This window comes from Agromyces italicus DSM 16388 (assembly GCF_000421545.1).
Classification (GTDB): domain Bacteria; phylum Actinomycetota; class Actinomycetes; order Actinomycetales; family Microbacteriaceae; genus Agromyces; species Agromyces italicus.
The window spans coordinates 231,095-256,866 of the sequence record NZ_ATXF01000006.1 but is presented as its reverse complement, the minus strand read 5'-3'; the positions used below and the strand labels follow the sequence as shown (position 1 = coordinate 256,866).

The 25,772-nt window shown below is 71.0% G+C and carries 27 protein-coding genes; 9 read left to right on the top strand and 18 right to left on the bottom strand.

The window, feature by feature from the left end:
• Positions 1-9 precede the first annotated feature (9 nt).
• The 4 genes from H516_RS0109215 (at position 10) to H516_RS0109200 (ending at position 3,499) form a co-directional block, all read left to right on the top strand.
• Entirely contained in the window at positions 10-678 is a 669-nt protein-coding gene (locus H516_RS0109215) for a glycosyltransferase family 2 protein (protein WP_022889429.1), read from the top strand.
• On the top strand, positions 675-1,316 hold the full coding sequence (locus H516_RS0109210; RefSeq protein WP_022889428.1) for a TIGR04282 family arsenosugar biosynthesis glycosyltransferase: 642 nt from the start codon (positions 675-677) through the stop codon (positions 1,314-1,316). Before H516_RS0109215 ends, H516_RS0109210 begins: the two co-directional genes overlap by 4 nt.
• The gene (locus tag H516_RS0109205; RefSeq protein ID WP_022889427.1) at positions 1,313-2,080 is read left to right on the top strand and encodes a class I SAM-dependent methyltransferase; all 768 of its coding nucleotides are present in this window, start codon (positions 1,313-1,315) and stop codon (positions 2,078-2,080) included. Before H516_RS0109210 ends, H516_RS0109205 begins: the two co-directional genes overlap by 4 nt.
• 90 nt (positions 2,081-2,170) lie before the next feature.
• Positions 2,171-3,499 (top strand): hypothetical protein, encoded by a 1,329-nt coding sequence (locus H516_RS0109200; RefSeq protein ID WP_211217085.1) that lies wholly within the window; start codon positions 2,171-2,173, stop codon positions 3,497-3,499.
• Positions 3,500-3,540: 41 nt separating this feature from the next.
• Here the strand turns inward: H516_RS0109200 and H516_RS0109195 are convergent, their stop codons facing one another.
• From H516_RS0109195 to H516_RS19370, 3 genes are read right to left on the bottom strand one after another with little or no spacing between them, the layout of a single operon-like run.
• Positions 3,541-4,323 carry an ABC transporter permease subunit gene (locus H516_RS0109195; protein ID WP_245561773.1) on the bottom strand — a complete coding sequence of 261 codons (783 nt, stop codon included), beginning with the start codon at positions 4,321-4,323 and terminating at the stop codon, positions 3,541-3,543.
• Positions 4,324-4,333: 10 nt separating this feature from the next.
• Positions 4,334-5,284 (bottom strand): ABC transporter ATP-binding protein, encoded by a 951-nt coding sequence (locus H516_RS0109190; RefSeq protein WP_022889424.1) that lies wholly within the window; start codon positions 5,282-5,284, stop codon positions 4,334-4,336.
• 40 nt (positions 5,285-5,324) lie between these two features.
• Positions 5,325-6,026 (bottom strand): TetR/AcrR family transcriptional regulator, encoded by a 702-nt coding sequence (locus tag H516_RS19370; RefSeq protein ID WP_157432210.1) that lies wholly within the window; start codon positions 6,024-6,026, stop codon positions 5,325-5,327.
• 123 nt (positions 6,027-6,149) lie between these two features.
• Between H516_RS19370 and H516_RS0109180 the strand changes: the two genes are divergently transcribed.
• Both H516_RS0109180 and H516_RS0109175 read left to right on the top strand, forming a co-directional pair.
• Positions 6,150-6,536, top strand: a complete 387-nt coding sequence (locus H516_RS0109180; RefSeq protein WP_022889422.1) for a YciI family protein — start codon at positions 6,150-6,152, stop codon at positions 6,534-6,536.
• Positions 6,533-7,813 (top strand): DUF6596 domain-containing protein, encoded by a 1,281-nt coding sequence (locus H516_RS0109175; RefSeq protein WP_022889421.1) that lies wholly within the window; start codon positions 6,533-6,535, stop codon positions 7,811-7,813. Before H516_RS0109180 ends, H516_RS0109175 begins: the two co-directional genes overlap by 4 nt.
• Positions 7,814-7,899: 86 nt before the next feature.
• Here the strand turns inward: H516_RS0109175 and rlmC are convergent, their stop codons facing one another.
• The gene (gene rlmC, locus H516_RS0109170) at positions 7,900-9,066 is read right to left on the bottom strand and encodes a 23S rRNA (uracil(747)-C(5))-methyltransferase RlmC (protein WP_022889420.1); all 1,167 of its coding nucleotides are present in this window, start codon (positions 9,064-9,066) and stop codon (positions 7,900-7,902) included.
• Positions 9,067-9,316: 250 nt separating this feature from the next.
• On the opposite strand from rlmC, the gene H516_RS19365 reads away from it, so the two are divergent.
• A complete protein-coding gene (locus H516_RS19365; protein ID WP_022889419.1) occupies positions 9,317-11,236 on the top strand; it encodes an NAD(P)-binding protein in 1,920 nt (639 codons plus the stop codon).
• A gap of 187 nt (positions 11,237-11,423) precedes the next feature.
• Positions 11,424-12,002 carry a DUF402 domain-containing protein gene (locus H516_RS0109155; protein WP_022889418.1) on the top strand — a complete coding sequence of 193 codons (579 nt, stop codon included), beginning with the start codon at positions 11,424-11,426 and terminating at the stop codon, positions 12,000-12,002.
• Between the two features lie 160 nt (positions 12,003-12,162).
• Here H516_RS0109155 and H516_RS0109150 read toward each other — a convergent pair whose 3' ends face one another.
• The 7 genes from H516_RS0109150 to H516_RS22125 all read right to left on the bottom strand — a co-directional run bounded on the left by H516_RS0109150 (position 12,163) and on the right by H516_RS22125 (position 20,309).
• Positions 12,163-12,858, bottom strand: a complete 696-nt coding sequence (locus H516_RS0109150) for a response regulator transcription factor (RefSeq protein WP_022889417.1) — start codon at positions 12,856-12,858, stop codon at positions 12,163-12,165.
• On the bottom strand, positions 12,855-15,374 hold the full coding sequence (locus tag H516_RS0109145; protein ID WP_022889416.1) for a DUF4118 domain-containing protein: 2,520 nt from the start codon (positions 15,372-15,374) through the stop codon (positions 12,855-12,857). Before H516_RS0109145 ends, H516_RS0109150 begins: the two co-directional genes overlap by 4 nt.
• A gap of 86 nt (positions 15,375-15,460) precedes the next feature.
• Entirely contained in the window at positions 15,461-16,066 is a 606-nt protein-coding gene (kdpC, locus tag H516_RS0109140; protein ID WP_022889415.1) for a potassium-transporting ATPase subunit KdpC, read from the bottom strand.
• Between the two features lie 122 nt (positions 16,067-16,188).
• A complete protein-coding gene (gene kdpB, locus H516_RS0109135) occupies positions 16,189-18,399 on the bottom strand; it encodes a potassium-transporting ATPase subunit KdpB (RefSeq protein ID WP_022889414.1) in 2,211 nt (736 codons plus the stop codon).
• 1 nt (position 18,400) lies between these two features.
• Complete coding sequence (gene kdpA / locus H516_RS0109130) at positions 18,401-20,074, bottom strand: potassium-transporting ATPase subunit KdpA (RefSeq protein ID WP_022889413.1); 1,674 nt, start codon at positions 20,072-20,074, stop codon at positions 18,401-18,403.
• Positions 20,074-20,163, bottom strand: coding sequence for a potassium-transporting ATPase subunit F (locus H516_RS22130; RefSeq protein ID WP_022889412.1), 90 nt, complete (start codon positions 20,161-20,163; stop codon positions 20,074-20,076). Before H516_RS22130 ends, kdpA begins: the two co-directional genes overlap by 1 nt.
• Positions 20,160-20,309: a hypothetical protein gene (locus tag H516_RS22125; protein WP_157432209.1), complete on the bottom strand. Its 150-nt coding sequence runs from the start codon at positions 20,307-20,309 to the stop codon at positions 20,160-20,162. Before H516_RS22125 ends, H516_RS22130 begins: the two co-directional genes overlap by 4 nt.
• Positions 20,310-20,492: 183 nt before the next feature.
• Between H516_RS22125 and H516_RS22120 the strand changes: the two genes are divergently transcribed.
• Positions 20,493-20,990: a hypothetical protein gene (locus H516_RS22120; RefSeq protein WP_022889411.1), complete on the top strand. Its 498-nt coding sequence runs from the start codon at positions 20,493-20,495 to the stop codon at positions 20,988-20,990.
• Positions 20,991-21,052: 62 nt separating this feature from the next.
• Here the strand turns inward: H516_RS22120 and H516_RS22115 are convergent, their stop codons facing one another.
• The 7 genes from H516_RS22115 to H516_RS0109080 form a co-directional block, all read right to left on the bottom strand.
• On the bottom strand, positions 21,053-21,271 hold the full coding sequence (locus H516_RS22115; protein ID WP_157432208.1) for a hypothetical protein: 219 nt from the start codon (positions 21,269-21,271) through the stop codon (positions 21,053-21,055).
• A 20-nt stretch (positions 21,272-21,291) separates the two neighbouring features.
• The gene (locus tag H516_RS22110) at positions 21,292-21,621 is read right to left on the bottom strand and encodes a hypothetical protein (protein WP_026378613.1); all 330 of its coding nucleotides are present in this window, start codon (positions 21,619-21,621) and stop codon (positions 21,292-21,294) included.
• Positions 21,622-21,734: 113 nt separating this feature from the next.
• On the bottom strand, positions 21,735-22,304 hold the full coding sequence (locus H516_RS0109100) for a hypothetical protein (protein WP_022889410.1): 570 nt from the start codon (positions 22,302-22,304) through the stop codon (positions 21,735-21,737).
• Positions 22,305-22,427: 123 nt separating this feature from the next.
• Positions 22,428-22,991 carry a hypothetical protein gene (locus H516_RS0109095; RefSeq protein ID WP_157432207.1) on the bottom strand — a complete coding sequence of 188 codons (564 nt, stop codon included), beginning with the start codon at positions 22,989-22,991 and terminating at the stop codon, positions 22,428-22,430.
• 115 nt (positions 22,992-23,106) lie between these two features.
• Positions 23,107-24,636 carry an alpha/beta hydrolase gene (locus H516_RS0109090; protein ID WP_022889408.1) on the bottom strand — a complete coding sequence of 510 codons (1,530 nt, stop codon included), beginning with the start codon at positions 24,634-24,636 and terminating at the stop codon, positions 23,107-23,109.
• 157 nt (positions 24,637-24,793) lie between these two features.
• Entirely contained in the window at positions 24,794-25,108 is a 315-nt protein-coding gene (locus H516_RS22105) for a hypothetical protein (RefSeq protein WP_022889407.1), read from the bottom strand.
• Between the two features lie 158 nt (positions 25,109-25,266).
• The gene (locus H516_RS0109080) at positions 25,267-25,752 is read right to left on the bottom strand and encodes a GbsR/MarR family transcriptional regulator (protein ID WP_022889406.1); all 486 of its coding nucleotides are present in this window, start codon (positions 25,750-25,752) and stop codon (positions 25,267-25,269) included.
• Positions 25,753-25,772: the final 20 nt, after the last annotated feature.

Genomic DNA, 25,772 nt, shown 5'->3' with positions numbered 1-25,772 from the left:
CGTCGAACCATGACCGGAGCCCGTGTCGATCTCGTGCTGCCCTGCCTCGACGAGGAGCGGGCGCTGCCGTGGGTGCTCAACCGGGTGCCGACCTGGTGCCGTGCGATCGTCGTCGACAACGGGTCATCCGATCGCTCTGCCGACCTCGCCCGCGAACGCGGAGCGCTCGTGGTCGCCGAGCCCAGGCGCGGCTACGGGGCGGCGGTCGCGGCGGGCCTTGCGGCGGTTCGGGCCCCGCTGGTGGCGGTCTGCGACGCCGATGCGTCGCTCGACCCGTCAGAGCTCGCCCGGCTCGTCGATGCGGTCGAGCACGGCGATGCCGACCTCGTGCTCGGTCGGCGCCGTCCGACGACGCGGGGGGCGTGGCCGGTGCACGCCCGACTCGCCAACCGCGTGCTGGCGGCGCGTGTGGCCCGGCGCACCGGAGTGCGGCTGCATGATCTCGGTCCGATCCGGGTGGCGCGCACCCAGGCGCTGCGCGCCCTCGGCGTGCGCGATCGTCGCAGCGGCTACCCGCTCGAGCTCGTGCTCCGGGCGGCGGCCGCCGGATGGCGCATCCGCGAGGTCGACGTGCCGTACACCCCGCGCGCCGGCCGCTCGAAGGTCACCGGCACGGTCCGCGGCACGGTCACCGCCGTCGCCGACATGTCGCGGGTGTTCGCGGCGGTGCCGCGATGACGACGGTCGCGGTCATCGCGAAGGAGTGCGTACCCGGCCGGGTGAAGACGCGGCTGCACCCGCCGTTCACGCTCGACGAGGCGGCGCAGCTCGCGGCGGCGAGCCTCGATGACACGCTCGTGGCGGTGGCCGGCTTGCCCGTGTCGCGGCACGTCCTGTATTTCGAGGGCGGGCGCCCGCCGGCGAGCGCGGCGGGCTTCGAGGTGATGCCGCAGGGATCGGGAACGCTCGATGAACGGCTCGCGCAGCTGTTCGACGTGCTGAGCGAGCCGGTGCTCCTGGTCGGCATGGACACGCCGCAGCTCACCGGCTCGCATCTCGCCGCCGTGCTCGACTCGTTCGACGGCGACGCGGGCGCCGACGCCGCGGACGGTTGGATCGGCCCGGCCGCCGACGGCGGGTTCTGGCTGCTCGCGCTCCGCGCACCGAGGGGCGACCTCGTGCGGGGTGTGCCCATGTCGCGCAGCGACACCGGGGCACGGCAGCGTCTCCGGCTCGTCGCGGCCGGCCTCACCGTCGGTGTGCTGCCCGAACTGACCGACGTCGACTCGATCGCCGAGGCCGCCCTGGTCGCGCGCGAGGCCCCCGGCACCCGATTCGCGCGGGAGTTCCGCCGGTTCACGGGAGCGCGCGGATGAGCGGTCAGGCGCCGCAGGGCCGACGAACGGGCTCGTTCGGCGCCGGACGAGGCGAGCCGTACGGGCGGCTGCTCGATGCGGCCCCCGCCGCGGTCGTCGTCGTCGACACGACGCTGCCGCGCCGGCCGCGCACCGCCCGGGTCGCACCGGCACCCGCTCGCGAGCTCGTGCTCCGCAGCATCGACGGCCGTCACGGCCCGTACCGCCTCGACGCCGGCAGCTGGATCAGCTCGGCGACCCCCGCCGATCTCACCGCGCTCGACGGTGCGGCCGGTCTCACGCTCGACGTCGGGTGCGGCCCGGGTCGCATGGTGCGCGCCGCGGCGGCGCGCTCGATCCCCGCGCTCGGCATCGACATCGCGCCGCTCGCGGTCGCCCGCACCCGGGCCGACGGCAGCCCCGTGCTGTTGCGGTCGGTGTTCGACCGGGTGCCGCTCGAGGGCTGCTGGCAGACGATCCTGCTCATGGACGGCAATGTCGGCATCGGCGGCGACCCCGAGTCGCTGCTCCGGCGCTGCCGCGAGCTGCTCGCGCCCGTCGGTTCGGTCGTGATCGAGACGGACGCCGAGCCCGAGCTGTCGGTGCGGGCGATGTGCACCGTCGCCGACGACGACGGCAACGAGAGCGAGCCGTTCCCCTGGGCACGCATCGGCTGGGCCGCCGTGGTCGCGGTGGCGCGACGGGCCGGACTCGAGACGGTGGCGCACTGGGAGGCGGCCGGCCGGCACTTCGTGCGCTCGGTGCCGTCGACCCGCCCGGCCTGACGACGACGGCGGGATGCCGCGGGGCGGGCCGTTCCACTTCCGTAAGGTTTCGCCGGGGTCGCGGCAGGCCGGAATCCATAGGGTCGAGACGTGCCAGCACGCCCAGCCGCCGTGCCGTGGATCGGTCTGTCCGTCGCGGTCGGGCTGATCGTGCTCGCCGTGGTCGTGCCGGCGGTCTTCGATTGGAACGTGCACGTGCGCTCCTTTCCGCCGTTGCACGCGGAGTGGCTGCCGCGCGTCGGCCCCGGCACGCTTCCCGCCGTGGTGCTCGCGCTCGCCGCCGCCGTGTACGGCGTCGAGGCGGCCGCGAGGGCGCCGTGGTGGGCGCTGCTCGCGGGCGGCTTCGTCGTCGGCGCGGCCTGGCTCGCGAGCCTCGCTGCCGTCGACGGGGCGGACGGCATCGGCGTGATCCTCGAGACCTCGTACGAGTACCTCGACACCGCGAGGTCGGTGACCGACCTCCCGTCGACGCTGCGCGAGTACGTGTCGCGCATCCCGCTCGACTCGGTCGACAACTGGCCCGTGCACATCGCCGGCCACCCGCCGGGCGCCCTGCTCTTCTTCGTCGTGCTGGTGGAGCTCGGCCTCGGCAGCGGGTTCGCCGCGGGCCTCGTGGTGCTGCTCGTCGGCGCGACGACCCCGATCGCGGTGCTCGTGCTCCTGCGCCGACTCGACGCCGAGCGCTGGGCACGCCGAGCCGCGCCGTTCCTCATCATGGGGCCCTCGGCGATCTGGATCGCGGTCTCGGCGGACGGCATGTTCGCCGCGATCGCCGCGTGGGGGCTGTGCGCCCTCGGCTTCGCCGCCACCGCCCGCGGTCGGGTCGCGCTCGTCGGGTGGGCGCTCGCCGCGGGCGCCCTGCTCGGGTACTGCGTGATGCTGTCGTACGGGCTTCCGCTGCTCGGGCTGCTCGCGCTCGGCGTGCTCTGGTCGGTCAGATGCTGGTGGCCGCTGCCCATCGCCGCCGCGGCGGCCCTCGCTGTGGTGCTCGCCTTCGCCGCATTCGGATTCGCCTGGTGGGAGGCCTACCCGGTGCTCGTCGACCGGTACTGGGACGGCATCGCGAGCCGCAGGCCGCTCGGGTACTGGATCTGGGGCGACCTCGCCGCGCTCGCCGTCAGCGCCGGTCCGATGGTGGGGGCCTCGGTCGCCGTGGCGGTGCACCGCGCCATCCGGCTGGGGCGCCTCGACCATCGTGAGCGCGTCATCGTCGTGCTCGCGCTCGCTGCGATGCTGACGGTGCTCGTGGCCGACCTGTCGCAGATGAGCAGGGCCGAGGTCGAGCGCATCTGGTTGCCGTTCGTGCCGTGGCTGATGCTCGGCACCGCGCTCCTCGGCGCCCGGTGGCGACGGTTCGGCTTCGCGGGCCAACTCGGCTTCGCGCTCGTCGGGCAGCACCTGCTCGCCACCGGGTGGTGATCGCGGTGGGGTGCAGCTTCGCCGCACCCCACCGCCCCGGGTCATCCGGTGAGGTCGCGCTCGCGGAGGATCAGCGTGCCGGCGACGACGGAGACGGCGGCGAGCCCCCAGAGCAGTCCGAGGCCGGCCCAGTCGGCGCCCTCGACGAGCGGAAGCTCCCGGTACGCCCACGAATACGGCGAGAGACTGCGCAACCATTCGGCGTCCTCGACCTGGTTGGCGATCGCATTGAACACGTAGCCGACCACGGCGATGCCCGCTCCGGCCGCGGTCGCGAGGATCCGCCGGCCGGTCGCGGCACCGACGAGCAGTGCGACCGCCCCCGACACGAACGCGAGACCGACGAGCGCGGCCGTGACCGCGAACACCTGCGGCGGTTCGATGCCGAGCTCGGACGGTTCGTTCAGTGCCAGCACGATGCCGGCGGCGAGGAGGCCGAGCCAGGCGAGCCGGACCAGGACGGAGAGTGCGGATTCGAGGGCGTACTGGCTGCGGCCGACGGCGTGGGCGAGCGTCAGTTCGAGGCGGCCGGACTCCTCGGCCCCCGCGATCGACGAAGACCCCCACGAGGTGGCCGCGATCACCAGCAGCAGGAATCCGATCAACCCGTAGAACGTGCCCTGCGTGTAGCCCGGACCCGAGGCGATCTGCTCGTAGCCGAGCGTCTTCACGAGCTCAGGGGGCAGCGTCTCGAGCATCTGCTGCATCTCGCCGTCGCCGCCGAGGCTCGGGAACAGCGGCAGGTACATGAGCAGGGCGGCCGCGACACCCAGGCTCCACCCGATGAGGGATCGCCAGGAGTCGCCGAGTGAGCGACGGAACACGGGAAGGACCCTAACCACGACGCACCTCCTCACCGCTTGCGCTGCCGGTCGACCCGCCGTACAGCTGCAGCACGGACTCCTCGAGGTCGGGCTCTTCGATGACGAGGTCGCCGACCCGATGCCGCGCGAAGAGTTGCACGAGCGGATCGATTTCGCCGTCGAGCGTCGCGGTGAGCCGCGTCGTCCGCGTCGCTTCGTCGCCGATCACGGTGACCTCCCTGACACCGGGAACGGTCGCGAGTTCGGCTTCGATCCCGCCGGGATCGGCGCCGTCGAGGCTCGCCCTGATGCGCCGGATCTTCCCCAGGCGCAGTGACGCGACCGCGCCCTCGGCCACGACCCGCCCGGTGCTGAGCACCGCGACGTGATCGGCGGTCTGCTGGATCTCGCTGAGCACGTGCGAGCTCAGCAGCACGGTCTGGCCACCCGCGCGCGCCTCCCGCACCAACTCGAGGAACTCCCGTTGCACGAGCGGGTCGAGCCCGCTCGTCGGCTCATCGAGCACGAGCAGTTCGGGGCGGTGCATGAAGGCCTGGATGAGCCCGAGCTTCTGCTTGTTGCCCTTGGAGAGGGTGCGAACGTTCCGGTTCAGATCGAGGCCCAGCCGGTCGGCGAGGTTCTCGATCACACCCGGTGCGACCGGACCGCTGATCTCCGCGTAGTGGCGCAGGAGGTTGCGGCCGCGGATGCGCCCCTCGAGGCGCAACTCGCCGGGCACGTAGCCGATCCGGCGTCGGAGGGTCGGTCCGCCGGCTCGCGGGTCGGCGCCGAGCACCCGGGCCACGCCTCCGGACGGGCGGATGATGTCGAGCAGCATGCGCAGCGTCGTCGTCTTGCCGGCCCCATTGGGGCCGATCAGTCCGAAGACGGTGCCGGGTGCCACCGAGATGTTCAGGTCATGGATCGCGGGGTGCGTTCCGTATCGTTTCTGCAGGCCGATCGTTTCAATGGCAGGGGTCATCGCCCATGCTCCTTTCAGGTTCGAGAACGTCTCCGAATGATCACGAGCCGGCGCCGCGCGGCGGGTCGGGATCTTGATTCGGGTCGTTCTCGCCCTTGTCGGAGCGGGGACCGCTCGTGCGCGCGAGTGCCTCGTGCGCGGCGACGAGGAACCGGTCGTCGGCGTAGAGGCCGTGGGTGTACAGCTCGAGGATCGGCACGGTCGTGCGGCGGAGGCCGGCCGCGCTGAGTTGCTCGACCCCGAGCGCTCGTGTCAGCTGTCGATGCATCACGAGCGGGACCAGGCCGTACAGGGTCAGGTAGAGCGCGGTCGCCGAGCGGTCGCTCGGCTCGCGCATGATGCCGGAGGCCACCTGTTCGTCGACCATCGCCGAGGTGCCCTCGAGGAGGGCGTCGAAGAGCTCGTCGCCGGCGGAGCCGCTCGAGGTGAGCATGCGCGCGGTGTAGTCGATCAGCGGGCGGTAGGTGTCGACGTCGGCGAGCCAGCGCCGGATCGCCGACGCGGCGTCGCCGTGGGAGAGGTCGTCCTTCCGCCCGAGGAACTCGCCGACCACGTAGTCGTCGCAGGCGAGGCGGAGGCCCTCCTTCGAGGCGAAATGGTGCACGACGAGCGCCGGGCTGACGTCGGCCAGAGAGGCCACGGCGCGCACGGAGGTCGCCGCGTAGCCGTCGCGACCGAACAGCACGACGGCCGCGTCGCGGATTCGGGCGCGAGTCGTCAGGTCGGACGTAGCTGTACGCATGTTCAATAGTCTAAACACTTGTTCAGTGCTGGGCAAGACTGTCGAATTCACGTGTCCGACTTCGTCACCATGGTGTGACGATGGTCGTCACGGCCCCCGACGGGCATCGACGAAGGAGACACCATGACCGACACGTACGCGTACCTCATCCACGAGCCCGACTGGGAATCGGACGACTACCTCGAGGGCGGGGGAGTGCCCGGCGGGGCCCCGGAGACGAACTTCCCGGCGCACCAGGCCTTCCAGGATGCGGTCGAGCGGCTCGGCGCCCGGATCGTCGGCGGATCGGCGCTGCAGAATGCCCGTCACGGAGGACGGGTCACGCCCGGGGCGGGCGACCGCGTCGAAGCCGACGCCGTCTACTCCGACGGGCCCTACCCCGACACCACCGAGGTCGTCTCGGGCTTCTACCTCGTCGAGACCGACGACGAGGCGCTCGCCCGGCGCATCGCCGCGCTCGTTCCGACTGGCGGACACGTCGAGTGGCGCAAAGTGTTCCCGACCTCGTGAGCGACTCGATCGCCGGCCTCGGCGAGGACTTCGTCGAAGCCTGGCCGCGGATCGTGCGCGCCCTGGCCGCCTACACGGGCAGCCTCGACGACGCGCAGGAATACGCGGCCGAGGCGATCGCGAGGGCCGTCGCCCAGGCCGGCGACGACGCGAGGCCGCTCGGCTCGCTCGCCGCGTGGTGCACGACCGTCGGCAAACGGGCATGGCTCGACGACCGGCGACGATCGGCCGTCGAGCGGCGCAACGCGCCACGACTCGTCGAGGATGCCACGTCGCCCGACCCCGCCGACGAGGCATCCGCCCACCCGTTCATCGGCGACGCACTCGACGATCGGCTTGCGCTGCTCTTCGTCGCGTGCGATCCGGCGCTGACCGAGCAGGCCAGGGTCGTCCTCGCGCTGCGCGTCGTCTGCGGACTCGACGTGGCGCGCATCGCGGCACACCTCGGCGTGCAGGCGTCGGCGGCAGCGGCGCGACTCACCCGGGCGAAGCGGGCCCTCGCCGAGGCCAGGGGGCGGTTCCATGTGCCCGAGGCGCCCGAGCGCCGGGGTCGGTTGCCCGTCGTGCTCGCCGTGGTCGCGGGCATGTTCACGGTCGCCCACCGCGACGTCCTCGACCCGGCCACGCCGCTCGACGATCTCGGCCGCCAGGCGCTCTCGATCGCCGACTCGATGGTCGCGGAGTATCCCGACGATTCCGAGGTTCGCGGTCTCCGGGCCGTCGTCCGTCTGGGGCTCGCAAGGCGACCGGGCCGGCTCGACGAGAACGGTGCGGCGGTACCGCTCGACGAGGTCGACCGCAGCCGGTGGGACGCCCGGCTGATCGAGGCCGGGCTCGACGACGCGGCCGCGGCCGCTGACCGCGGTGACGGTCGCTTCGCGCTCGAGGCGGCGATCGCCGGACTGCACAGTTCGGCCACGAGTTTCGCCACTACCGACTGGACCCGCGTCGTGGCGTTCTACCGCGCGCTCGAGCGGGTGTGGGGCGCGCCGTCGGTGACCGTCGCGCGGCTCTCGGCCGAGCTGCACCGGGCGCTGCTCGCGCCGCCATCCGGGGAACGGACCACGCGGCTGCGAGCCGTCGAGCGAGAGCTGCGTGTACTCGGGGAGGGGGCGGCGGCGTACGCGGCGGTCGACGCGCAGCTCGCGCTCGCCGACCTCGCGTGGCGTACCGAGCGGCGCGACGAAGCGCGGCAGCACTACGCGCGGCTCGCCGAAGTCGTCCCGACGGAGTCGGTACGGCGCTTCTGCCTGGCGCGGGCGGGTGCAACCGGCTGAGCTGCGGCGGTCCACGCGTCAGCGCGTCGGCGTGTCGGCGTGTCGGCGTGTCGGCGTGTCGGCTGACCGCGCTGCGTCGATCGCGTTCAGCACCGCTCGAGCAGCACCATCACCTCGAAGTGCGTCGTCTGCGGGAACATGTCGAAGACGCGCGCCTTCACGGGGCGCAGCGACGGCATCGCCGCGAGGTCCTTCGCGAGCGAGGCCGCGTTGCAGCTCGAATAGAGCACGTGCGACACCGCGGATGCCTCGAGCCAGCCCGCGAGCTCGGAGCCGATCCCGCGGCGGGGCGGATTCACGATCACGAGATCGGGCACCTCGGTCGTCGCCGCGCCCGCGGCGAAGGCGGTCGCATCGCCCGAGGCGAAGCGCAGGCGCGAGAGCGCGGCATCCGTTCTCGAGAGCTCGGCGCTCGCGACCGCCTCGACGCTCGTCTCGATGCCGGTGACCTCGGGGCCGGGGCCGGCGCTCGGGCCGGCGCTCGATGCGTCGTCGCGCCCCGCGATGTGCAGCGCGAAGCCGCCGACACCCGAGTAGAGGTCCCAGGCGGTGTCGGGCGCGAGGTCGCGGATCCAGTCGCGGGCCTCGGCGTACAGGGCCGCGGCGATCTCGGTGTTCGTCTGGAAGAAGCTCTGCGGCCGCAGGTGCATGGTCACGTCGTTGAGCCGCATCGCGAGGGTCTCGGCCTCGGTCAGCACGATCTCGTGTTCGCCCTCGAGCACCGCCTTGTGCTCGGGCAGCACGTTCGCCGTGACGACGCGCGCGTGCGGCAACTCGGCGAGCAGCGCGGGCAGGTGCTTGCGCAGGCGGGCCACCGGCTCGGTCGAGCGCAGCACGAAGCGGATCATGAGCTCGCCGTCGGGCGACTCGGTGACGATCAGGTGCTTGAGCTCGCCGGTGCGACGGCGTACGTCGTACGGTGTGAGCCGGGCGAGCGTGATGAAGCGGGCCAGCACGGGGAAGGCCGCCCGATGGCCGGGGGAGCAGATGCCGCACGCCTCGAGGTCGACGCCATGCCCGTCGGCGTCGAGGATGCCGATCGTCGGGGCATCCACGGTGCCGCCGACGACCATCTTCGCCTTGTTGCGGTAGCCGTCCTCCCGGCTCGCGACCGGTGCGAGCCACTCGGGCACGTCGAACGGGGCGAGCAGCTCTTCGGCATGCCGCTGCTTGCCCGCGAGCTGCACGGGGTACGGCCGACCCATGAGCGCGCACGAGGTGCATCGCCCGGCGTCGAAGTACGCGCAGTCCACGGGTTCAATCCTCGCATCCGGCTCGCGCCCTCTCGCGCCTCGCGCGATGTCGCGCGAATCGCCGTGATTCCGGGTCGATGACGACGATTCGCGCGACATCACCTCGTGGGGGGCTACGGAATTCGTTGGATGAGCGTGGATGCGCAGACGAGATCAGCCGATTTCGCAGATTGTGCAACGAAATCGTTGACCACGAGTTCGCCGCGTCGCTAGCCTGCGGGCACGGACGGCACGAGACGAAGGAGTCGACATGGCGAAGCACGGGGACGACGAACTGGGGATGTCGGCGGGCATCAGCCGACGCGATCTGCTGAACGGCATGGCGGTCGTGGCCGGCGCCGCCGCACTCACCGCGGTGCCGGGCGGTGCCGCGCACGCGCAAGGGGGCGGGGGCGGCGGCGGACACGGCGCTGCGGGTGCTCCTCGGCAGACCGGCCTCGTCGGGCAGACCGACTCGGCCCGCTCGGCCGGCCACGGCGCGACCTTCGGCGGCGGCTCGTTCGGCACGCCCAAGGCCACCGGCGAGGCCTACGACCTCGTAGTCGTGGGTGGCGGCGTGAGCGGCCTCGCGGCCGCGCACTTCTACCGCAAGCGGTACGGGGCCGATGCGAAGATCCTGGTCGTCGAGGCGCTCGCCGACTTCGGCGGACACCAGCACCGCAACGAGTTCAAGGTCGGCGGTCGCACGCTGCTCAGCAACGGCGGCATGGTCAACCTCGACAGCCCCGACACGTGGAACGCGCCCTCGCTCGAGTTGATGGACGACCTCGGCATCGACTTCGCCGCACTCGCCGAGGGCGTCGACCTCGGGCTCTACGGCGGCATGGGACTGACCAACGGCTACTTCTTCCCCGAGGAGTCGTTCGGCGCCGACACGTTCCTCCGGAGAGCGCCGGGGGAGTCGACCGCCTCGCTCGTCGGTCGGCTGCCGCTCTCGCAGCGGGCCCGAGACGACATCATGCGCCTCGAGACGTTCGACGACGACGTCCTGCCCGGGCTCAGCGACGCCGAGAAGAAGCAGGCCCTCGCGCGCATGACCTACCGCGAATACCTCCAGAACCTCGTCGGCGTCGGCGACGAGGCCCTCGTGTACTACCAGAAGCGGCCGCACGGGCTCTGGGGCGCCGGCATCGAGGCCGTCCCCGCGGGCGACTGCTGGGGCGTCGGCTACCCGGGATTCCGCGGCCTCGGGCTGAGCCCCGAGCCGTACCCGGGCATCGGCCGCACACCGGCGATGTCGCTCACGACGACCGACGAGGAGCTCTACTACTTCCCCGACGGAGGCGCGACGGTATCGCGCCTGCTCGTCTCGCGGCTCATCCCGCAGGCGTTCGGCGGCGTGCAGACGCAGGAGAGCATCATCGGCGCCCGTGCGAACTACGCGCTCCTCGACCACCCGAAGTCCGCGGTGCGGATCCGCCTCAACAGCATGGCGACCGCGGTGCGGCATCGCGCCGGCACGAGCGGGCCGATCGACGTCGACTACGTCAACGGCGGCAAGGCCTACCGGGTCGAGGCGAAGCACGTCGTCATGGCGTGCTGGAACGCCGTCTCCTCGTACATCGTCGACGGCCTGCCGGGCGAGCAGGTCGAGGCGATGCGCTACGGCGTGAAGGTGCCGCTCGTCTACGCCAGGGTCGCGGTGAAGAACTGGACGGCCTGGGCGAACGCCGGCGTCTCGCGGGTCACCCCGTACGACCACTTCTGGGACAGCCTCGGCCTCGCCACGCCGACCGACCAGGGCGGGTACCGTTCGGCGCGCGACCCGAAGGAGCCCATCGTCGTCTCACTGTCGAAGACGCCGAACCTGCCGGGTGAGCGCATCACCCGCGAGCAGCACAAGGCCGGGCGCCGCGAGCTGCTTCAGGTGTCCTTCGCCGATTTCGAGCGGGATATCCGCGACCTCATGCAGCGTTCGCTCGGCGAATTCGGGTTCGACGCGAAGCACGACATCGCCGCGATCACGGTGAACCGCTGGTCGCACGGCTACGCCTACGAGTACAACTCGATCGCCGACCCGGCGATCTTCGGGCCGCTCGAGCAGCAGCCGTTCCAGGCCGCGCGCCGTCGGCACGGCAACATCACGATCGCGAACTCCGACGCGCAGGCCTTCGGGTACACGCACGCCGCGGTCGACGAGGCGAGCCGAGCGGTCGCCGAGCTGAGCTGAGCCGAGTCCGACCGCGCGCTGCGCGTGATGTCGCGCGAATCGTCGCCATCCCCGGCGGTTGACGACGATTCGCGCGACATCGGTGGCGCGGGGGCGGCAGTGGCAGGGGCAGGGGCAGGGCCAGGGCAGGGGCAGCACGCGGTTGGGCATCGCAGGCCGCGGCAGCCGGCCGGGCTACGGTGGTCGGATGGACCGACCCGCGACGCCACTTCTCCACCCCGGCGACGCCGTGCGCGTTCGTGCGCTCAAGTGGGGCGGCGCGCCGCACTGGCAGTTCGACGGCCTCTGGCTCGGTGACGACGAGCACGGATCCTGGGTCGGGTTCCCGGTGGGCACGCGCTTCGTCCGACCCGGCAACGAGTTCACGGCGACCTGGCATTCGGTCTCGCTCTTTCCGCACGCGGGTTGGGCGGCCGGGTTCAATTCGGGGCATCCGCGTGGGCTCGGCACCTACGTCGACCTCGCGACGACCCCCGAATGGCGGGCGGATGCCACGGGCGCGACGGTCTCGTACGTCGACCTCGATCTCGACGTGGTCGAACGCGAGGGCGTACCGGCCTTCATCGAGGACGAGGACGAGTTCGCAGAGCATGCGGCGGATTTCGGGTACCCCGCCGATCTGATCCGGCGGGTTCGGTCCGACGCGGAGCGGGTGCTCGGAGCGGTGCGGAACCGCGAGCCCCCGTTCGACGGTGCCACGGCCGCGCGGTGGCTGGCACGCCTCGCCGGCCTCGCGGCACGCGCCGCACGCGACCCCGCCGGGTAAGCCGTCGAGTCGCCGAAAACCGCTCGACCCCGGCTCGGGTTGATCGGTTTCTGGCGACTCGCATCGAACGCGGGGCGTTGGAGGGGTGGTCGGTTCTGGCGACTCGGTGGGGGCGGGCGGGCGAGGGGCGAGGGGCGAGGGGCGAGGGGCGAGGGCGTGGCTACGGCTCGAAGCGGTAGCCCATGCCCGGCTCGTTGAGGAAGTGCCGCGGCTCGGCCGGCACCGGCTCGAGCTTGCGCCGCAGCTGCGCCACGTAGAGCCGCAGGTAGCCGGCGTCGTTCGCGTGGAACGGCCCCCATACCTCGCCGAGCAGCATCTCGCGGGTCAGCAGCCGCCCGGGATGCTTGAGGAAGAGCTCGAGCAACCGCCACTCGGTCGGGGTCAGGCGAACGGATGCCCCGTGCCCCTCGCCGTCCTGGGTGACGGGCCGCACGACACGGGCCGCGAGGTCGACCTCGAGCTCGCCGATGCGGTGCACCGCGACCCCGTCGACCTCGTCGGCGGGGCGACGGGAGCGGGCGCGGATTCGGGCGAGGAGTTCGTCCATCGCGAAGGGCTTCGTCACGTAGTCGTCGGCGCCGGCGTCGAGCGCCTCGACCTTCTCGCCCGAATCGGTGCGACCCGAGAGCACGACGATCGGCACGCCGGACCACGCCCGTACCGCGCGGATCACGTCGAGACCGTCGACCTTCGGCATGCCGAGGTCGAGCAGCACGAGGTCGGGGTGCGCGCTCGCGGCGAGGTCGATCGCCTCGGCGCCGTCGCGGGCCGAGACGACGTCGTAGCCGCGCGCGCCCAGCGTGATGCGCAGCGCGCGCTGGAGCTGGCCGTCGTCGTCGGCGAGGAGGATCTTCATGGGGCCTCCTCTGGAGCGGGCGCGGGCGGCACGGCCTGCACGCTCGGCGCGGCCGGCAGGGTGACGACCATGGTGAGGCCGCCGCCGGGGGTGTCGTCGACCTCCAGTGTGCCGTCCATCCCCTCGACGAAGCCCTTCGAGAGGGCCAGGCCGAGGCCGAGACCCGTGTCGTTGTCGGTATCGCCGAGCCGCTGGAAGGGAGTGAACACCTCGTCGCGCCGTTCGGCCGGGATGCCGGGGCCGCGATCGACGATCCGCAGCTCCACCTGGCCGCGGAACGCCGATGCGGCCACCCGCACCCGCTCGCCCGCCGGGGTGTGCCGCACCGCATTCGCCAGCAGGTTCACGACGACGCGTTGCAGCAGCACCGCGTCGGCGAGCACCGGTGCCAGCTCGTCGGCGACCTCGAGCTCGACTTCGGCGGGGCCGAGCCCGAGTTCGTCGAGCGCGGGGAAGACGACGTCGGCGACCTCGGTCGGCGCGAGCGTCACCGCGAGCGCGCCCGCCTGCACACGGCTCACGTCGAGCAGGTTCGTGACGAGTTCGGCAAGCGCGTCGAGGCTCTCGGCGGCGGTGGTGAGCAGCTCGTCGCGCTGCACGGCGGGCAGGTCGAGGTCGGGCGCGCGCAGCGCGCTGACCGACGCCGACGCCGAGGTGAGCGGTCGGCGCAGGTCGTGCCCGACGGCCGCGAGCAGTGCCGAGCGCACCCGGTCGGTCTCGGCGAGCCCCGCCGCGCTCTCGGCGGCCCGCGCGAGTGCGCCGTGCTCGATGGCCTGGTCGAGCTGGGTCGCGATCACCTGCAGCAGGCGGCGTTCGGATGCCTCGAGGTCCTGTCCGTGCAGTTCGAGCACGCCGTGCCGGCCGATGGGCACGTTCGTCACCCGGTCGTCGCGAGCGGGTTCGCCGTCGGCGACCCGGGTCTCGCCGTCGACCAGGAGGCGTACGCCGGTGAGGCCGAAGGCCTCCCGGGTGCGGGTGACCATCGCCTGCAGCGCATCCTCTCCGCGCAGCACGCTGCCGGCGAGGGTGGCGAGCAGCTGCGATTCGGCCGCGGCGCGTCTGGCCTCGCGAGTACGGCGGGCCGCCTGGTCGACGACGTAGCTCACGAGCAGCGCGTTCGCGACGTAGAAGACCAACGCGAGCAGTTGTCGCGGGTCGTCGATCGTCAGCGTGTAGAGCGGCGGCACGAACAGGAAGTTCAGGGTGAGTCCGGAGAGCACCGCGGCGAAGAGCCCCGGCCAGATGCCGCCGACGAGCGCGACCACGATCACGAGCAGCTGGTACGCGAGCACGTCGCTCGTGATCGACGTCTCGGTGTGCAGCGCGGAGAGCAGCCAGCTGAGCAGCGGGCCGACGACGAGCGCGAGCGCGAAGCCCGCGACCAGTCGTTTGCGGCTGAGCGCCCCGCCGAGCTTCGGCAGCGAGAACGTCGCCCCCGCTGCGGCGTGCGTCACGATGTGCACGTCGATGTCGCCCGACTCGCGGATCACGGTCGCGCCGATGCCGGGGCTCGAGAACGCCGCGGCGAGCCGGGAGCGACGGCTGACGCCGATGACCAGCTGCGTGGCATCCGCGGCTTTCGCGAACTCGACGAGCGCCCGCGGCACGTCCTCGCCGATGACCTGGTGGAAGGTGCCGCCGAGTTGCTCGACGAGCGTGCGCTGGGCGTCGAGTGCGCCGGGATGCCTCGCCCGCATGCCGTCGGGATTCGTCACGTGCACGGCGATGAGCTCGCCGCCCGACGAGCGGGCGGCGATGCGCGCGCCGCGCCGCAGGAGGGTCTCGCCCTCGGGGCCGCCCGTGAGGGCGACGACCACCCGCTCGCGCGCCTCCCAGGTGCGGTCGATGCCGTGCTCGGCGCGGTACTTCTTGAGCGCCTGGTCGACCTCGTCGGCGAGCCAGAGCAGCGCGAGCTCGCGGAGCGCAGTGAGGTTGCCGAGCCGGAAGTAGTTCGACAGTGCGGCGTCGATGCGCTCGGCCGGGTAGACGAGACCGCCCGCGAGTCGATCGCGCAGCGCCTGCGGGGCGAGGTCGACGACCTCGATCTGGTCGGCGGCGCGCAGCACGCGGTCGGGGATCGTCTCGCGCTGCGGCACCCCGGTGATCTGCAGCACGACGTCGCCGAGCGATTCGATGTGCTGGGTGTTCACGGTCGAGACGACGTCGATGCCCGCGGCGAGGAGTTCTTCGACGTCCTGCCAGCGCTTCTCGTGCCGCGACCCCGGCGCGTTGGTGTGGGCGAGCTCGTCGACGAGTGCGATCTCGGGCCGCCTCGCGAGCACCGCATCGAGGTCCATCTCCTCGAGGGACATGCCCCGATGGGTCGTGCTGCGGCGCGGCACGATCTCGAGGCCGAGCGTCATCGCCCCGGTGGCGCGGCGGCCATGCGTCTCGACGAAGCCGACCACGACGTCGCGACCCTCGCCGACGAGCCGCTTGCCCTCCTCGAGCATCGTGTAGGTCTTGCCGACGCCTGGTGCGGCGCCGAGCAGCACCCGTAACCGGCCGCGTCTCATGTCGTCAGTCTCCCATCAGATGGTTTCGCGCCGAGTCGCCCGGCTTCGATCGAAGTCGGGCGACTCGGCGCGTTTCGGGCGAGAGGTCAGAGCTCCGCGAGCGCGAGATTCAGCTGCAGAACGTTCACGGTCGGCTCACCCAGGTATCCGAGATCGCGCGCCTGGGTGCTCGTCTCGACGAGGTCGCGTACCTCTCGCTCATCGAGACCGCGGGCCTCCGCGACGCGAGCCGCCTGGAGCAGCGCGTACTCGGGGCTGATGTGGGGGTCGAGTCCCGAGCTCGACGCCGTCACCGCGTCGGCCGGGACATCCGCCTCGTCGACGCCGTTGAACTCGGCGATCGCCGCCTTCCGCTCCTCGATCGCGGCGATGAGGTCGGCGTTCTCGGGGCCCCAATTGCTGCCGCTCGAGGCGCCGCCGTCGTAGCCGTCGCCGGCCGCTGACGGGCGGGGCTGGAACCACTCGGGCAGCGGTTCGCCGTCGGCGTCGGTGAAGGGCTGGCCGATGAGCGCGGAGCCCACGACCTCGCCGTCGGCGTCGTGCACGACCGAGGCGTTCGCCTGGGCGGGCAGCACGAGCTGTCCGATGCCGGTGATGACGAGCGTGTAGGCGACGCCGAGCACGGCGGTGAAGATGAGCATCGCGCGGATCGCCACCCAATGGGTGCGTGCCGCGGTGCGAGTGGAGCTCATGATGGTGGTTTCCTTTCGAAGGTGTCCAGCGGGTCGAGGAGCGACGAAGGAGCGTCTCGAAACCCTCGAGACGGCCGGTCTCGAGACGCTCGATGCGCTCGCTCCTTGACCAGCGGAAGGGTTCAGAACCCGGGGATGAGGCTGACGACGAGGTCGATCAGCTTGATGCCGACGAAGGGCGCGATGATGCCGCCGAGCCCGTACACCAGGAGGTTTCGGCTGAGGATCGCCGAGGCACCGCCGGCCTTGTACTTCACGCCGCGGAGCGCGAGCGGGATCAGGATCACGATGATGATCGCGTTGAAGATGATCGCCGACAGGATCGCGGAGGCGGGCGAGTGCAGCTGCATGAGGTTCAGCACCGCGAGCCCGGGGAAGACGCCCGCGAACATCGCGGGGATGATCGCGAAGTACTTCGCGATGTCGTTCGCGATCGAGAACGTCGTGAGCGCACCGCGGGTGATGAGCAGCTGCTTGCCGATGCGCACGATCTCGATGAGCTTCGTCGGGTCGCTGTCGAGGTCGACCATGTTGCCGGCCTCCTTCGCGGCCGACGTACCGGTGTTCATCGCGACGCCGACGTCGGCCTGCGCGAGCGCGGGGGCGTCGTTCGTGCCGTCACCGGTCATGGCGACGAGGTTGCCGCCCTCCTGCTCGCGCTTGATGAGCGCCATCTTGTCTTCGGGCGTCGCCTCGGCGAGGTAGTCGTCGACGCCCGCCTCGGCGGCGATCGCCTTCGCCGTGAGCGGGTTGTCGCCCGTGATCATCACGGTGCGGATGCCCATGGCCCGCAGCTCCGCGAAGCGCTCGGTCAGGCCGTCCTTGACGACGTCCTTCAGGTGCACCACGCCGAGGATCCGTGCGGTGCCCGACGCGTCCTTCGACGCGACGACGAGGGGGGTTCCGCCGCCGGTCGAGATCGCCTCGACCCGCTGCTCGAGTTCGTCGAGGGTCGACGACGCGATTCGACCGGATGCCTCGACCCACGCGATGACGGCCGAGCCGGCGCCCTTGCGCACGATCGTGCCGTCGGCCAGGTCGAGCCCCGACATTCGGGTCTGCGCCGTGAACGGCACGACCTCGCCCGCCGCCTCGTTCGCCGAGCCCGTCGAGGCATCGAATCGGATGCCGCGTTCCGCCGCCAGCTCGACGATCGACGAGCCCTCGGGCGTGGGGTCCGCGAGCGACGACAGCGCCGCCGCCCGCACGAGCTCGGCCGACTCGACCCCCGGCATCGGCACGAACTCGCTCGCCCGGCGGTTGCCGTACGTGATCGTGCCGGTCTTGTCGAGCAGCAGCGTCGTCACGTCGCCGGCTGCCTCCACTGCGCGACCCGACATCGCGAGCACGTTGCGCTGCACCAGCCGGTCCATGCCGGCGATGCCGATCGCAGACAGCAGGGCGCCGATCGTCGTCGGGATGAGGCAGACGAGCAGGGCGATCAGCACCGGGATGGAGGCGGGCGTCGCCGCGTAGGACGCGATCGGGTTCAGGGTCAGGGCGACCACGACGAACACGATTGACAGGCTCGCGAGCAGGATGTTCAGCGCGATCTCGTTCGGCGTCTTCTGGCGCGACGCACCCTCGACGAGGGCGATCATGCGGTCGACGAAGGTCTCGCCGGGCTTCGACGTGATGCGCACGACGATGCGGTCGGAGAGCACACGGGTGCCGCCGGTGACCGCCGAGCGGTCACCGCCCGACTCGCGCACGACCGGCGCCGACTCGCCGGTGATCGCCGATTCGTCGACGGTCGCGATGCCGTCGATGATGTCGCCGTCGCCCGGGATGAGCTCGCCGGCCGACACGACGACGACGTCGCCGAGCCGCAGCTCGGCCGAGGAGACCTCGGTCAGAGGCGTCCGTTCGGCCGCCGCATCCATCACCTCGTCGTATTGCGCGACCAGGTGCGCCACGGTCGACGTGCGAGTCTGGCGCAGCGTGTCGGCCTGCGCTTTGCCGCGTCCTTCGGCCACCGATTCCGCGAGGTTCGCGAAGATCACGGTGAGCCAGAGCCAGACCGCGATGCCCCAGGTGAACGAGACCGGCACGGCCGTGCCGCCGGAGCCTTGCGGCCCGCCGAGGAACGGCTCGGCGATCGCGAGCACCGTGGTGAGTGCGGCACCCACCTCGACGATGAACATGACGGGGTTGCGCCACATCTGGCGCGGGTCGAGCTTCTTGAGCGCGCCCGGGAGCGCCTGGACGAGCTGGGCGGTTCCGAATGCGCTCTGTCGGCGCTTCGACGGGGATGAGTGCGGATGCTGCGCGGCCTGCGTCGTGGCATCCGGCCCTTCGACAGGCTCAGGGAGCGTCTTCGTGATGGTGGACATGTCAGTTCAGCCCTTCAGCCAGGGGACCCAGCGTGAGCACGGGGAAGTAGGTGAGTGCGGTCACGATGACCGTGACGCCCACGAGGAGGCCGACGAACTGCGGCCGGTGGGTGGGCAGGGTGCCGGCGGTCGCGGGCACCTTGTCCTGCGCGGCGAGGCTGCCGGCGAGCGCGAGCACCAGCACGATCGGCACGAAGCGGCCGAGCAGCATCGCGACGCCGAGCGCGGTGTTGAACCACGGCGTGTTCGCGGTGAGGCCGGCGAACGCCGATCCGTTGTTGTTCGACGCGCTCGTGAAGGCGTAGAGCACCTCGCTCATGCCGTGGATTCCGGGGTTCCAGATCGAGGTCGCCTCGACGTCCTCGCGGACACCGGGGATCGCGAAGCTCAGCGCGGTGCCCGCGAGCACGAGCGTCGGCGTGACGAGGATGTACAGGCTCGCGAGCTTGATCTCGCGCGGCCCGATCTTCTTGCCGAGGTACTCGGGGGTGCGGCCCACGAGCAGGCCCGCGATGAACACCGCGATGACCGCGAGCACGAGCATGCCGTAGAGGCCTGAGCCGACGCCGCCGGGGGCGACCTCGCCCAGCATCATGTTCAGCATCGGCATCATGCCGCCGAGCGCGGTGTACGAGTCGTGCATCGAGTTCACGGCGCCGGTCGAAGTGAGCGTCGACGTCGAGCCGAACAGCGTGGTGGCGAAGATGCCGAAACGCTGCTCCTTGCCCTCCATCGCACCGCCGGCGACCTCGGGGGCGGTGCCGTTGCCGGCCGCCTCGAGCGAGCTGAGCGCGACGAGCGAGACGACGTAGAGCGTCGTCATGACCGCGAGGATCGCGTAGCCCTGTTTGTTCGAACCGACCATCCTGCCGAACGTGCGCGGCAGGGCGAACGGGATGGCGAGCATCAGCACGCACTCGAACAGGCTCGTCCATGCGGTCGGGTTCTCGAACGGGTGCGAGGAGTTCACGTTGAAGAAGCCGCCGCCGTTGGTGCCGAGCTCCTTGATGACCTCTTGCGAGGCGACCGGACCGCCGGGGAGTGTCTGCGAGTTGCCCGCGAGCGTCGTGATCTCGGTGAAGCCGTTGAAGTTCTGCACGACGCCGCCGACGATCAGGATGATCGCGCCGACGACGGAGAGCGGCAGCAGCAGGCGGAACGAGCCGCGGAACAGGTCGACCCAGAAGTTTCCGATCGTGCCCGAGCCCCGGCGCGCGAAGCCGCGCACGAGGGTGATCGCGACCGCGATGCCGACGGCGGCGGAGACGAAGTTCTGCACGGCGAGGCCCGCGAGTTGCACCGTGTAGCCGAGCGTCACCTCGGGCGAGTACGACTGCCAGTTCGTGTTCGTCACGAAGGAGGCCGCCGTGTTGAAGGAGAGCCCCTCGGGCACGGCAGGCAGGCCGAGCGAGTATGGCAGCACGGCCTGCGCACGCTGCAGCAGGTAGACGAAGAAGACGCCGATGACGCTGAACGCCAGCACGCCGCGGAGGTACGCGGGCCACGACTGCTCGGAGCGCGGGTCGACCCCGATCAGCCGGTAGAGGCCTCGCTCGACCCTCCAGTCCTTCGTCGAGGTGTAGATGCGGGCCATGTAGTCGCCGAGCGGGCGATACAGCAGGGCGAGGATGAGTGCGAGAGTAGCCGCCTGAAGGACGGCGAAGAACACGTCCATCAGAACCTCTCGGGTTTGACGAGGGCGACCACCAGGTACACCACTGCGGCGACACCCAACGCGGCGGCGAGGAGTTCGAAGAAGATCACAGCTTCTCGACCCCTCTCGCGATGAGGCCGATGACCACGAACACGGCGATGATGCCGAGGATGTAGACGACGTCGAGCACGGAGACTCCAGGTTCGGGATTCCGCGGACCGCAGGGGCGCGATGGGCGGGCAGCGTTCAGCTGCACGTCAGATGCAACACCCGGCGGGATGCCTCGGGCCGCGTCCTCACGGATCCCTAACGCTTGCGCGTGCTCATCCGAACGCGGTGCTCACACCGGGCGTCGGGAACGCGTCAGGATGCCGCCCGGAGCCGTTCCGGATCCGTCACGACCGGCATCGGGAGCGTCGTCGCGTCGTAGAACCGTCTCATGACCCTCACGTCGATCCTTCCCACGCTGCGCCGCTCGATCCCCGACCCGCTCGACGCCGATCGCTGGCCCGAGCACACCTCGGCGACTCCCGACGATGTCATCGTCTCAGGGGTCTCGCTGTGCCGGCTCGCCGAGCTCTGCGGGCTTCCGTGCGTGCACACCGCCTCGGCGTCGTTGCCGGGCACCGGTGGCCTGCCGTCGCCTACCGCGGAGTGCACGGTCGCGGTGCTCGAGGTCGCCGAGGTGCGGACGGAGGGCGAGGAACGGGTGATCGCCCTCGACGCCCAGGTCGACGACATCGGGGCGTGCTGGTCGGAGCTTCGGCTCATCGGCCGCGCATCGACCGCCCACGAGCACCCCTACCTCGTCGCGCGCACCGGCAGCCGCGGCGCCGGGGCGGAGTCGGCCCGGCTGCCGGGAGACATCCAGCCGGGCGACGTCGTCGCGGTGCCGTGCCGGGTGCCGCTCACCGCGGTGCGGCTGCGGCGTCGCTGACCGTGCACACGCCGACGGGGGTGCACGACGACGTGCACCCCCGTCTCACTGCGGAGTCCGGGTCAACGTCCGCAGTGGGTCCACGGCTGCTCGTCGTCGTGCCCGCCCTGGTGGGGCTTGCGTCGTTCGGCCGCGGGACGCGACGAGCGGCCGCGGACATCGGCCAGGGCGGTACCGCCGCGGCAGGGGATCGCGATCACATCGCCCGCGCGGAGGTCGGCCGGAAGGGTCGCCTCGGGCATGCCGGCCCGGTCGGGGCGAAGCCGAACCCGGCGGGTCACGGCCGTGCTGCTGCGGCCGATCAGGGTGCACTCCTCGGTGAGGGGCTGCGCCTGGTCGAGCACCGCGTCGATCCAGGCGCGAGCACGCCCTCGGGGAGCTCGTCGACGGCGAGTACCCGGGTGACGATGACCGAGGCGAATCGTTCGCCGCCGGCGGTCGCAGCCGCTGCCGCGGCGGAGGTACGGGTGCACGGCGTGCCGATCGCCCGGGCGAGTTCGAGCATGGAGTTGCCGTCGACGACGAGGTCATGGCCGACGATCCGCGCGGACGCGGGCCAGACGCCCGCACGCAGCGGGCGGGTCGACAGGCGTGCGGTGGAGAGGTGGGAGCGCAGGTGTGCGATGAACATGTCATCGGGTCTACGCCCATGTGCCGCGGCGGAGGTCGGCGCTGACGAGAGCCGAACGGGCGGCGGCGGAGATCCTCACGCGACCCTCATGGGGCGGGTGAGGCGCGCAGCTGTCAGGGGGCCGGGGCGGGCGTCGGTGTCGGTGTCGGGCCGAAGCCCGGCTGGCCGGGCGTGACGCCGAAGAACAGGGGATCGCTCGGCGCTTCTTCGTGCGGCAAGTATCCCTCGGCGAGGGTGACGCCGCCGAAGATCGCACGGCTGAGCTCGGCGCGTTCGCCGGGCCAGCACTTCGTGTCGGCGGACACGAGCACGTTGCCGTTGTGGATGAACGTCACCATGAGCAGTGAGAAGTCGCCCTGCTTGCGGACGATGACGTCCGACGAGCCGGACTCCGACGAGCCGAATTCCTTGTCCTCGAACTCGTACCCGGCGTCTTCGAGGTAGGTGCGGACGGCGTCGGCGAGCTCATCGTGTTCGGCCGGGTCCACGTGCGTCGAACGCGTGAGGCTGAAATTGTACGAGCCGTCGGGGCAGCCGGCGCCAGATGGCTGCATCCCGAAAGTGCCGATCTCAGCGTCCCATGGGCCCTCGTCGATCAACGCCTGGATGTCGTTCGTCACGGCGCGGTAGTCGAAGTAGTGCTGCTTCGCTTGTGCGACGAGTTCATTGCCGGTGGGAGTCACTCCGCCTCCTTCATTCGCGCACCCGACTAGGGCGAATGCCAGTGCACCCGCGGCGGCCGCGACTCTCCAGCGCTTGTTCACCTTACGAACTCGATTGTTGGCCGTCGCACGAAGGTGACTGCGTCAAGGGGTGAGGGTCGGCGTCGGTGTCGGGCCGAACTCGGGCTGGCCGGGTGTGACGCCGAAGAATAGGGGATCGCTCGGCGCCTCCTCGCGCGGCAGGTACCCCTCTGAGAGGATGGCATCGCCGAAGATCGCGTCGCTGAGCTCGTTGTCATCGCCGGGCCAGCACTTCGTCTCGGCGGAGACGAGCACGTTGCCGTTGTGGATGAACGTCACCATGAGCAGGGAGAAGTCGCCCTGCTTGCGGACGATGACGTCAGACGAGCCGGACTCGGCCGAGCCGAGGTTCACTCCCTCGTACTCGTATCCGGCGTCCTCGAGGTAGGTGCGGACGGCGTCGGCCAGCTCATCGTGTTCGGCCGGATCCACGTGCGTCGAACGCGTGAGGCTGAAATTGTACGAACCGTCGGGGCAGCCTGCGCTCGAGGGCTGCATTCCGAATGAACCGATCCTAGCCTCCCACGGGCCCTCGTCGATCAGCGCTTGGATGTCGTTCGTCACGGCACGGTAGTCGAAATAGTGCTGCTTCGCCTGTGTGACGAGTTCATCGCCTGTGGGAGTCATTCCGCCTCCTTCATTCGCGCACCCGACGAGGGCGAATGCCAGTGCACCCGCGGCGGCCGAGATCCTCCAGCGCTTCATCATCCCCGAGGCCCGTCCGTCGTCACGATCATCGTGTTCACCGGAGCGGCTCCCCGTTGGCGACGACGTTGGCAATGTTACGGAACGATTCTGAGTCCCGTGACAGGTAGCCGTTGTCCTGCTCCCACCAGCCCCATGCTGGGGCATTGCCGCCGTCGTGCGCGGCATGCCCGGGGGTCCCGAGGCCGTACTCCGTGCCGCCGTTGAGCGCAGGTACCTCGCCCCCGTCGCTCTCGAAACTGATCGCACCCGGAAGCGTCTCCGGGTCCGTCCCATGCCCGAACGAGCTGTGCTCGCCGTAGCGTGCGACGATGTCTCCCGGCGCACGGGAGGCGAAGACCTCGATGTCGGAGTAGTCCATCGGATCGTCGCCCGTCCAGCCGGCGTGGTATCCGTCGGGCACGCCGGCGGAACCGACGGCGACGAGTCGGTCGACGCCGAGGTCGCCCTCCGCCCCGCCGACGGCGAGGAACGCCGTGGTGCTGCCGTACGAGTGCCCGATCACCGAGGTCGTGACCGCCGCCGACACCGCGGTGTCGAGTCCGAGCAGCGATTGCGTCAGCGTCGCGGAGCCTTCGGTTGCAGAGCCCATCGTGTGCTCCGTCGCGAGATTCGGGGAATCGTAACCGTACCAGGCGATGGTGGCCGAGCGGACGCCGTTGCCGTAGGCGTCGGCGAACTCGTCGAGGTCGCGCGCGCTCTTCCCCCACGCCTTGAGATCTCCCAGGCTCGAGAACATCCCGCCCACGAGGACGTTCACGTTCGTGATCCCTTCCAGAGGGTCGATCGGGTTGCCGTCGTCGTCCGAGATGCGTACGCCGTACATGACGGCTGCGGTCGCCTGAGGCTCTTCCAAGGGGTGGAACATGAGCAGCTGACCGTCGAAGGAGTTGAGTTCCCGCTTGAGGCTTTCCAGTTGCGAGTCCAGCGGTTCGCCGTAGGGTCCCGCCTTGACCGTCGCGTCGTAGACCGCCCGATTCGCAACAAACCGATCCAGGTACGGGATGCCCTCGAGATTGCCGATGAACTCGGGGTGCGTGCGCCGCAGCGCGTCGCGCTGTGCCTCCGACAGGTCGTCCCACACCCGGGCGACCTCGTCCGGCGAATCGGCGTTCGCGAGTGCGTCGACCGCGGCGAGGGTCGACGCGCCGAGTGGGGATGCGCTGAGGGTCCGCCCATCGACGTTGACCAGTGCGGCGATCGCAGCACCGTAGGCATCGTCCCAGCGTGCGTATGCCCTCTCCCACTGGTCCCAGAGATCGTTCAGCGTGGTCTGCGCGCCCGACAGAGCGCTCTGGGCGTCGTCGACGTTCGACGTTGCGCGCCGCGCGGCGGCTGCATCGCTGCCGTTCTCCGTCGTCGCTTGCTCGGATTCGGCGGCGCCGAGAGCGGAATCGGCATCTTGGAACGCACGATGCGCGGCTTCGACTTCGTCGATCAGAGCGTTGGCGTCACGGGCATACAGTGCAACGGCCTCGCCGTACTCGCGCACGACGCTCGCGACGCGGCGGAGCCATGCGACGGTCGGGACGATGCTCGTGGCCAGCGCCCCCGACTCGGATTTCACACGTCTGATGCTGGCGCCGCGACCCTCGAGCCCGAGCTGGACGTTTCGAAGGACGATGCGCGCGTTGCCGGCTTCGTCGATGAGCTCCGAAATGTCCCGATGGATGCTCTCGAGCTGACCACTGTCGTAGTCGATGCGTTCGAGCGACCACCCGCGGTTAGGCGAAATCAGCGACAGAGTCGTCGTCCCATCCCGCGCCGAGCGAAACGTCGAGCGCATCGAACGACTCGTTGATCTCGCGGAGCCTCCCGCTGATCGCGACCCCGGATGCGTGATGATCGCGTACCTCGAGCGCTGCCTGCCCCAATGCGTTCTCGAGCATCACGCGGAGCGCGGTCCTGCCGACCGGGTTGCCGACGCCGGTGTCGCGCGCCCACAGATCGTTCGCGTACGCGACGTACTGCCCGAGCGTGGCATCGACGTTGATGATCGCGCCCTCGAGCGCCGCCTTCTCGATCGCGACATCGGTCACGTGCCCTCCCCAGCATGTACCTGTGGAGACACCATATCGGCAGTGGCATACGCGGTCGAAATCGCGCGAGGGGGTCTCGATACGCTCGCTGGCGCTCGCTACTCGACCACCGAGCCGGTGCGACCACCGGCCTGGCGCTCGCGACCACCGGGCTGGCGCTACTCGACCACCGGGGCACCGGCGCCGCGCAGAGCCTCCCACTCGGCGAGCAGTCCGGGCATCCTGCCCTCGATGAAGCGGAAGAACGCGACCATCTCGCCCGTGCGCCGGGCGCCCGCCGACGAGGGGTCGCCGATCGCATCGATCGCCTGCGCCGCCGTCTCGGCGAAGGTGCCGTAGACCGAGTTTTTGCCGGCGAGCGCCGTGTACCAGGCGTCGTCGAAGATCTCCCAGCGTTCGCGCCGACTACCGGGATGGGGCATCCGGTGGATGATGCCGAGCGAGCGCAGGTACCTGACCGCGCCCGAGATCGCGGCGGCGCTCACGCCGAGCGACTCGCCGAGTTCGGACGCCGTGAGCCCGCCCTCGTCGGCGACGAGCAGGGCCATCAGCACACGCGCCGGCATCTTCGGAAAGCCCGCGGCGGTGAGCACGGCGGCCGACTGTTCGACCGCCGTGCTCAGTGCCTGCTCGTCGCGCGCCATCCTTCGATTCTCTCAGGGTG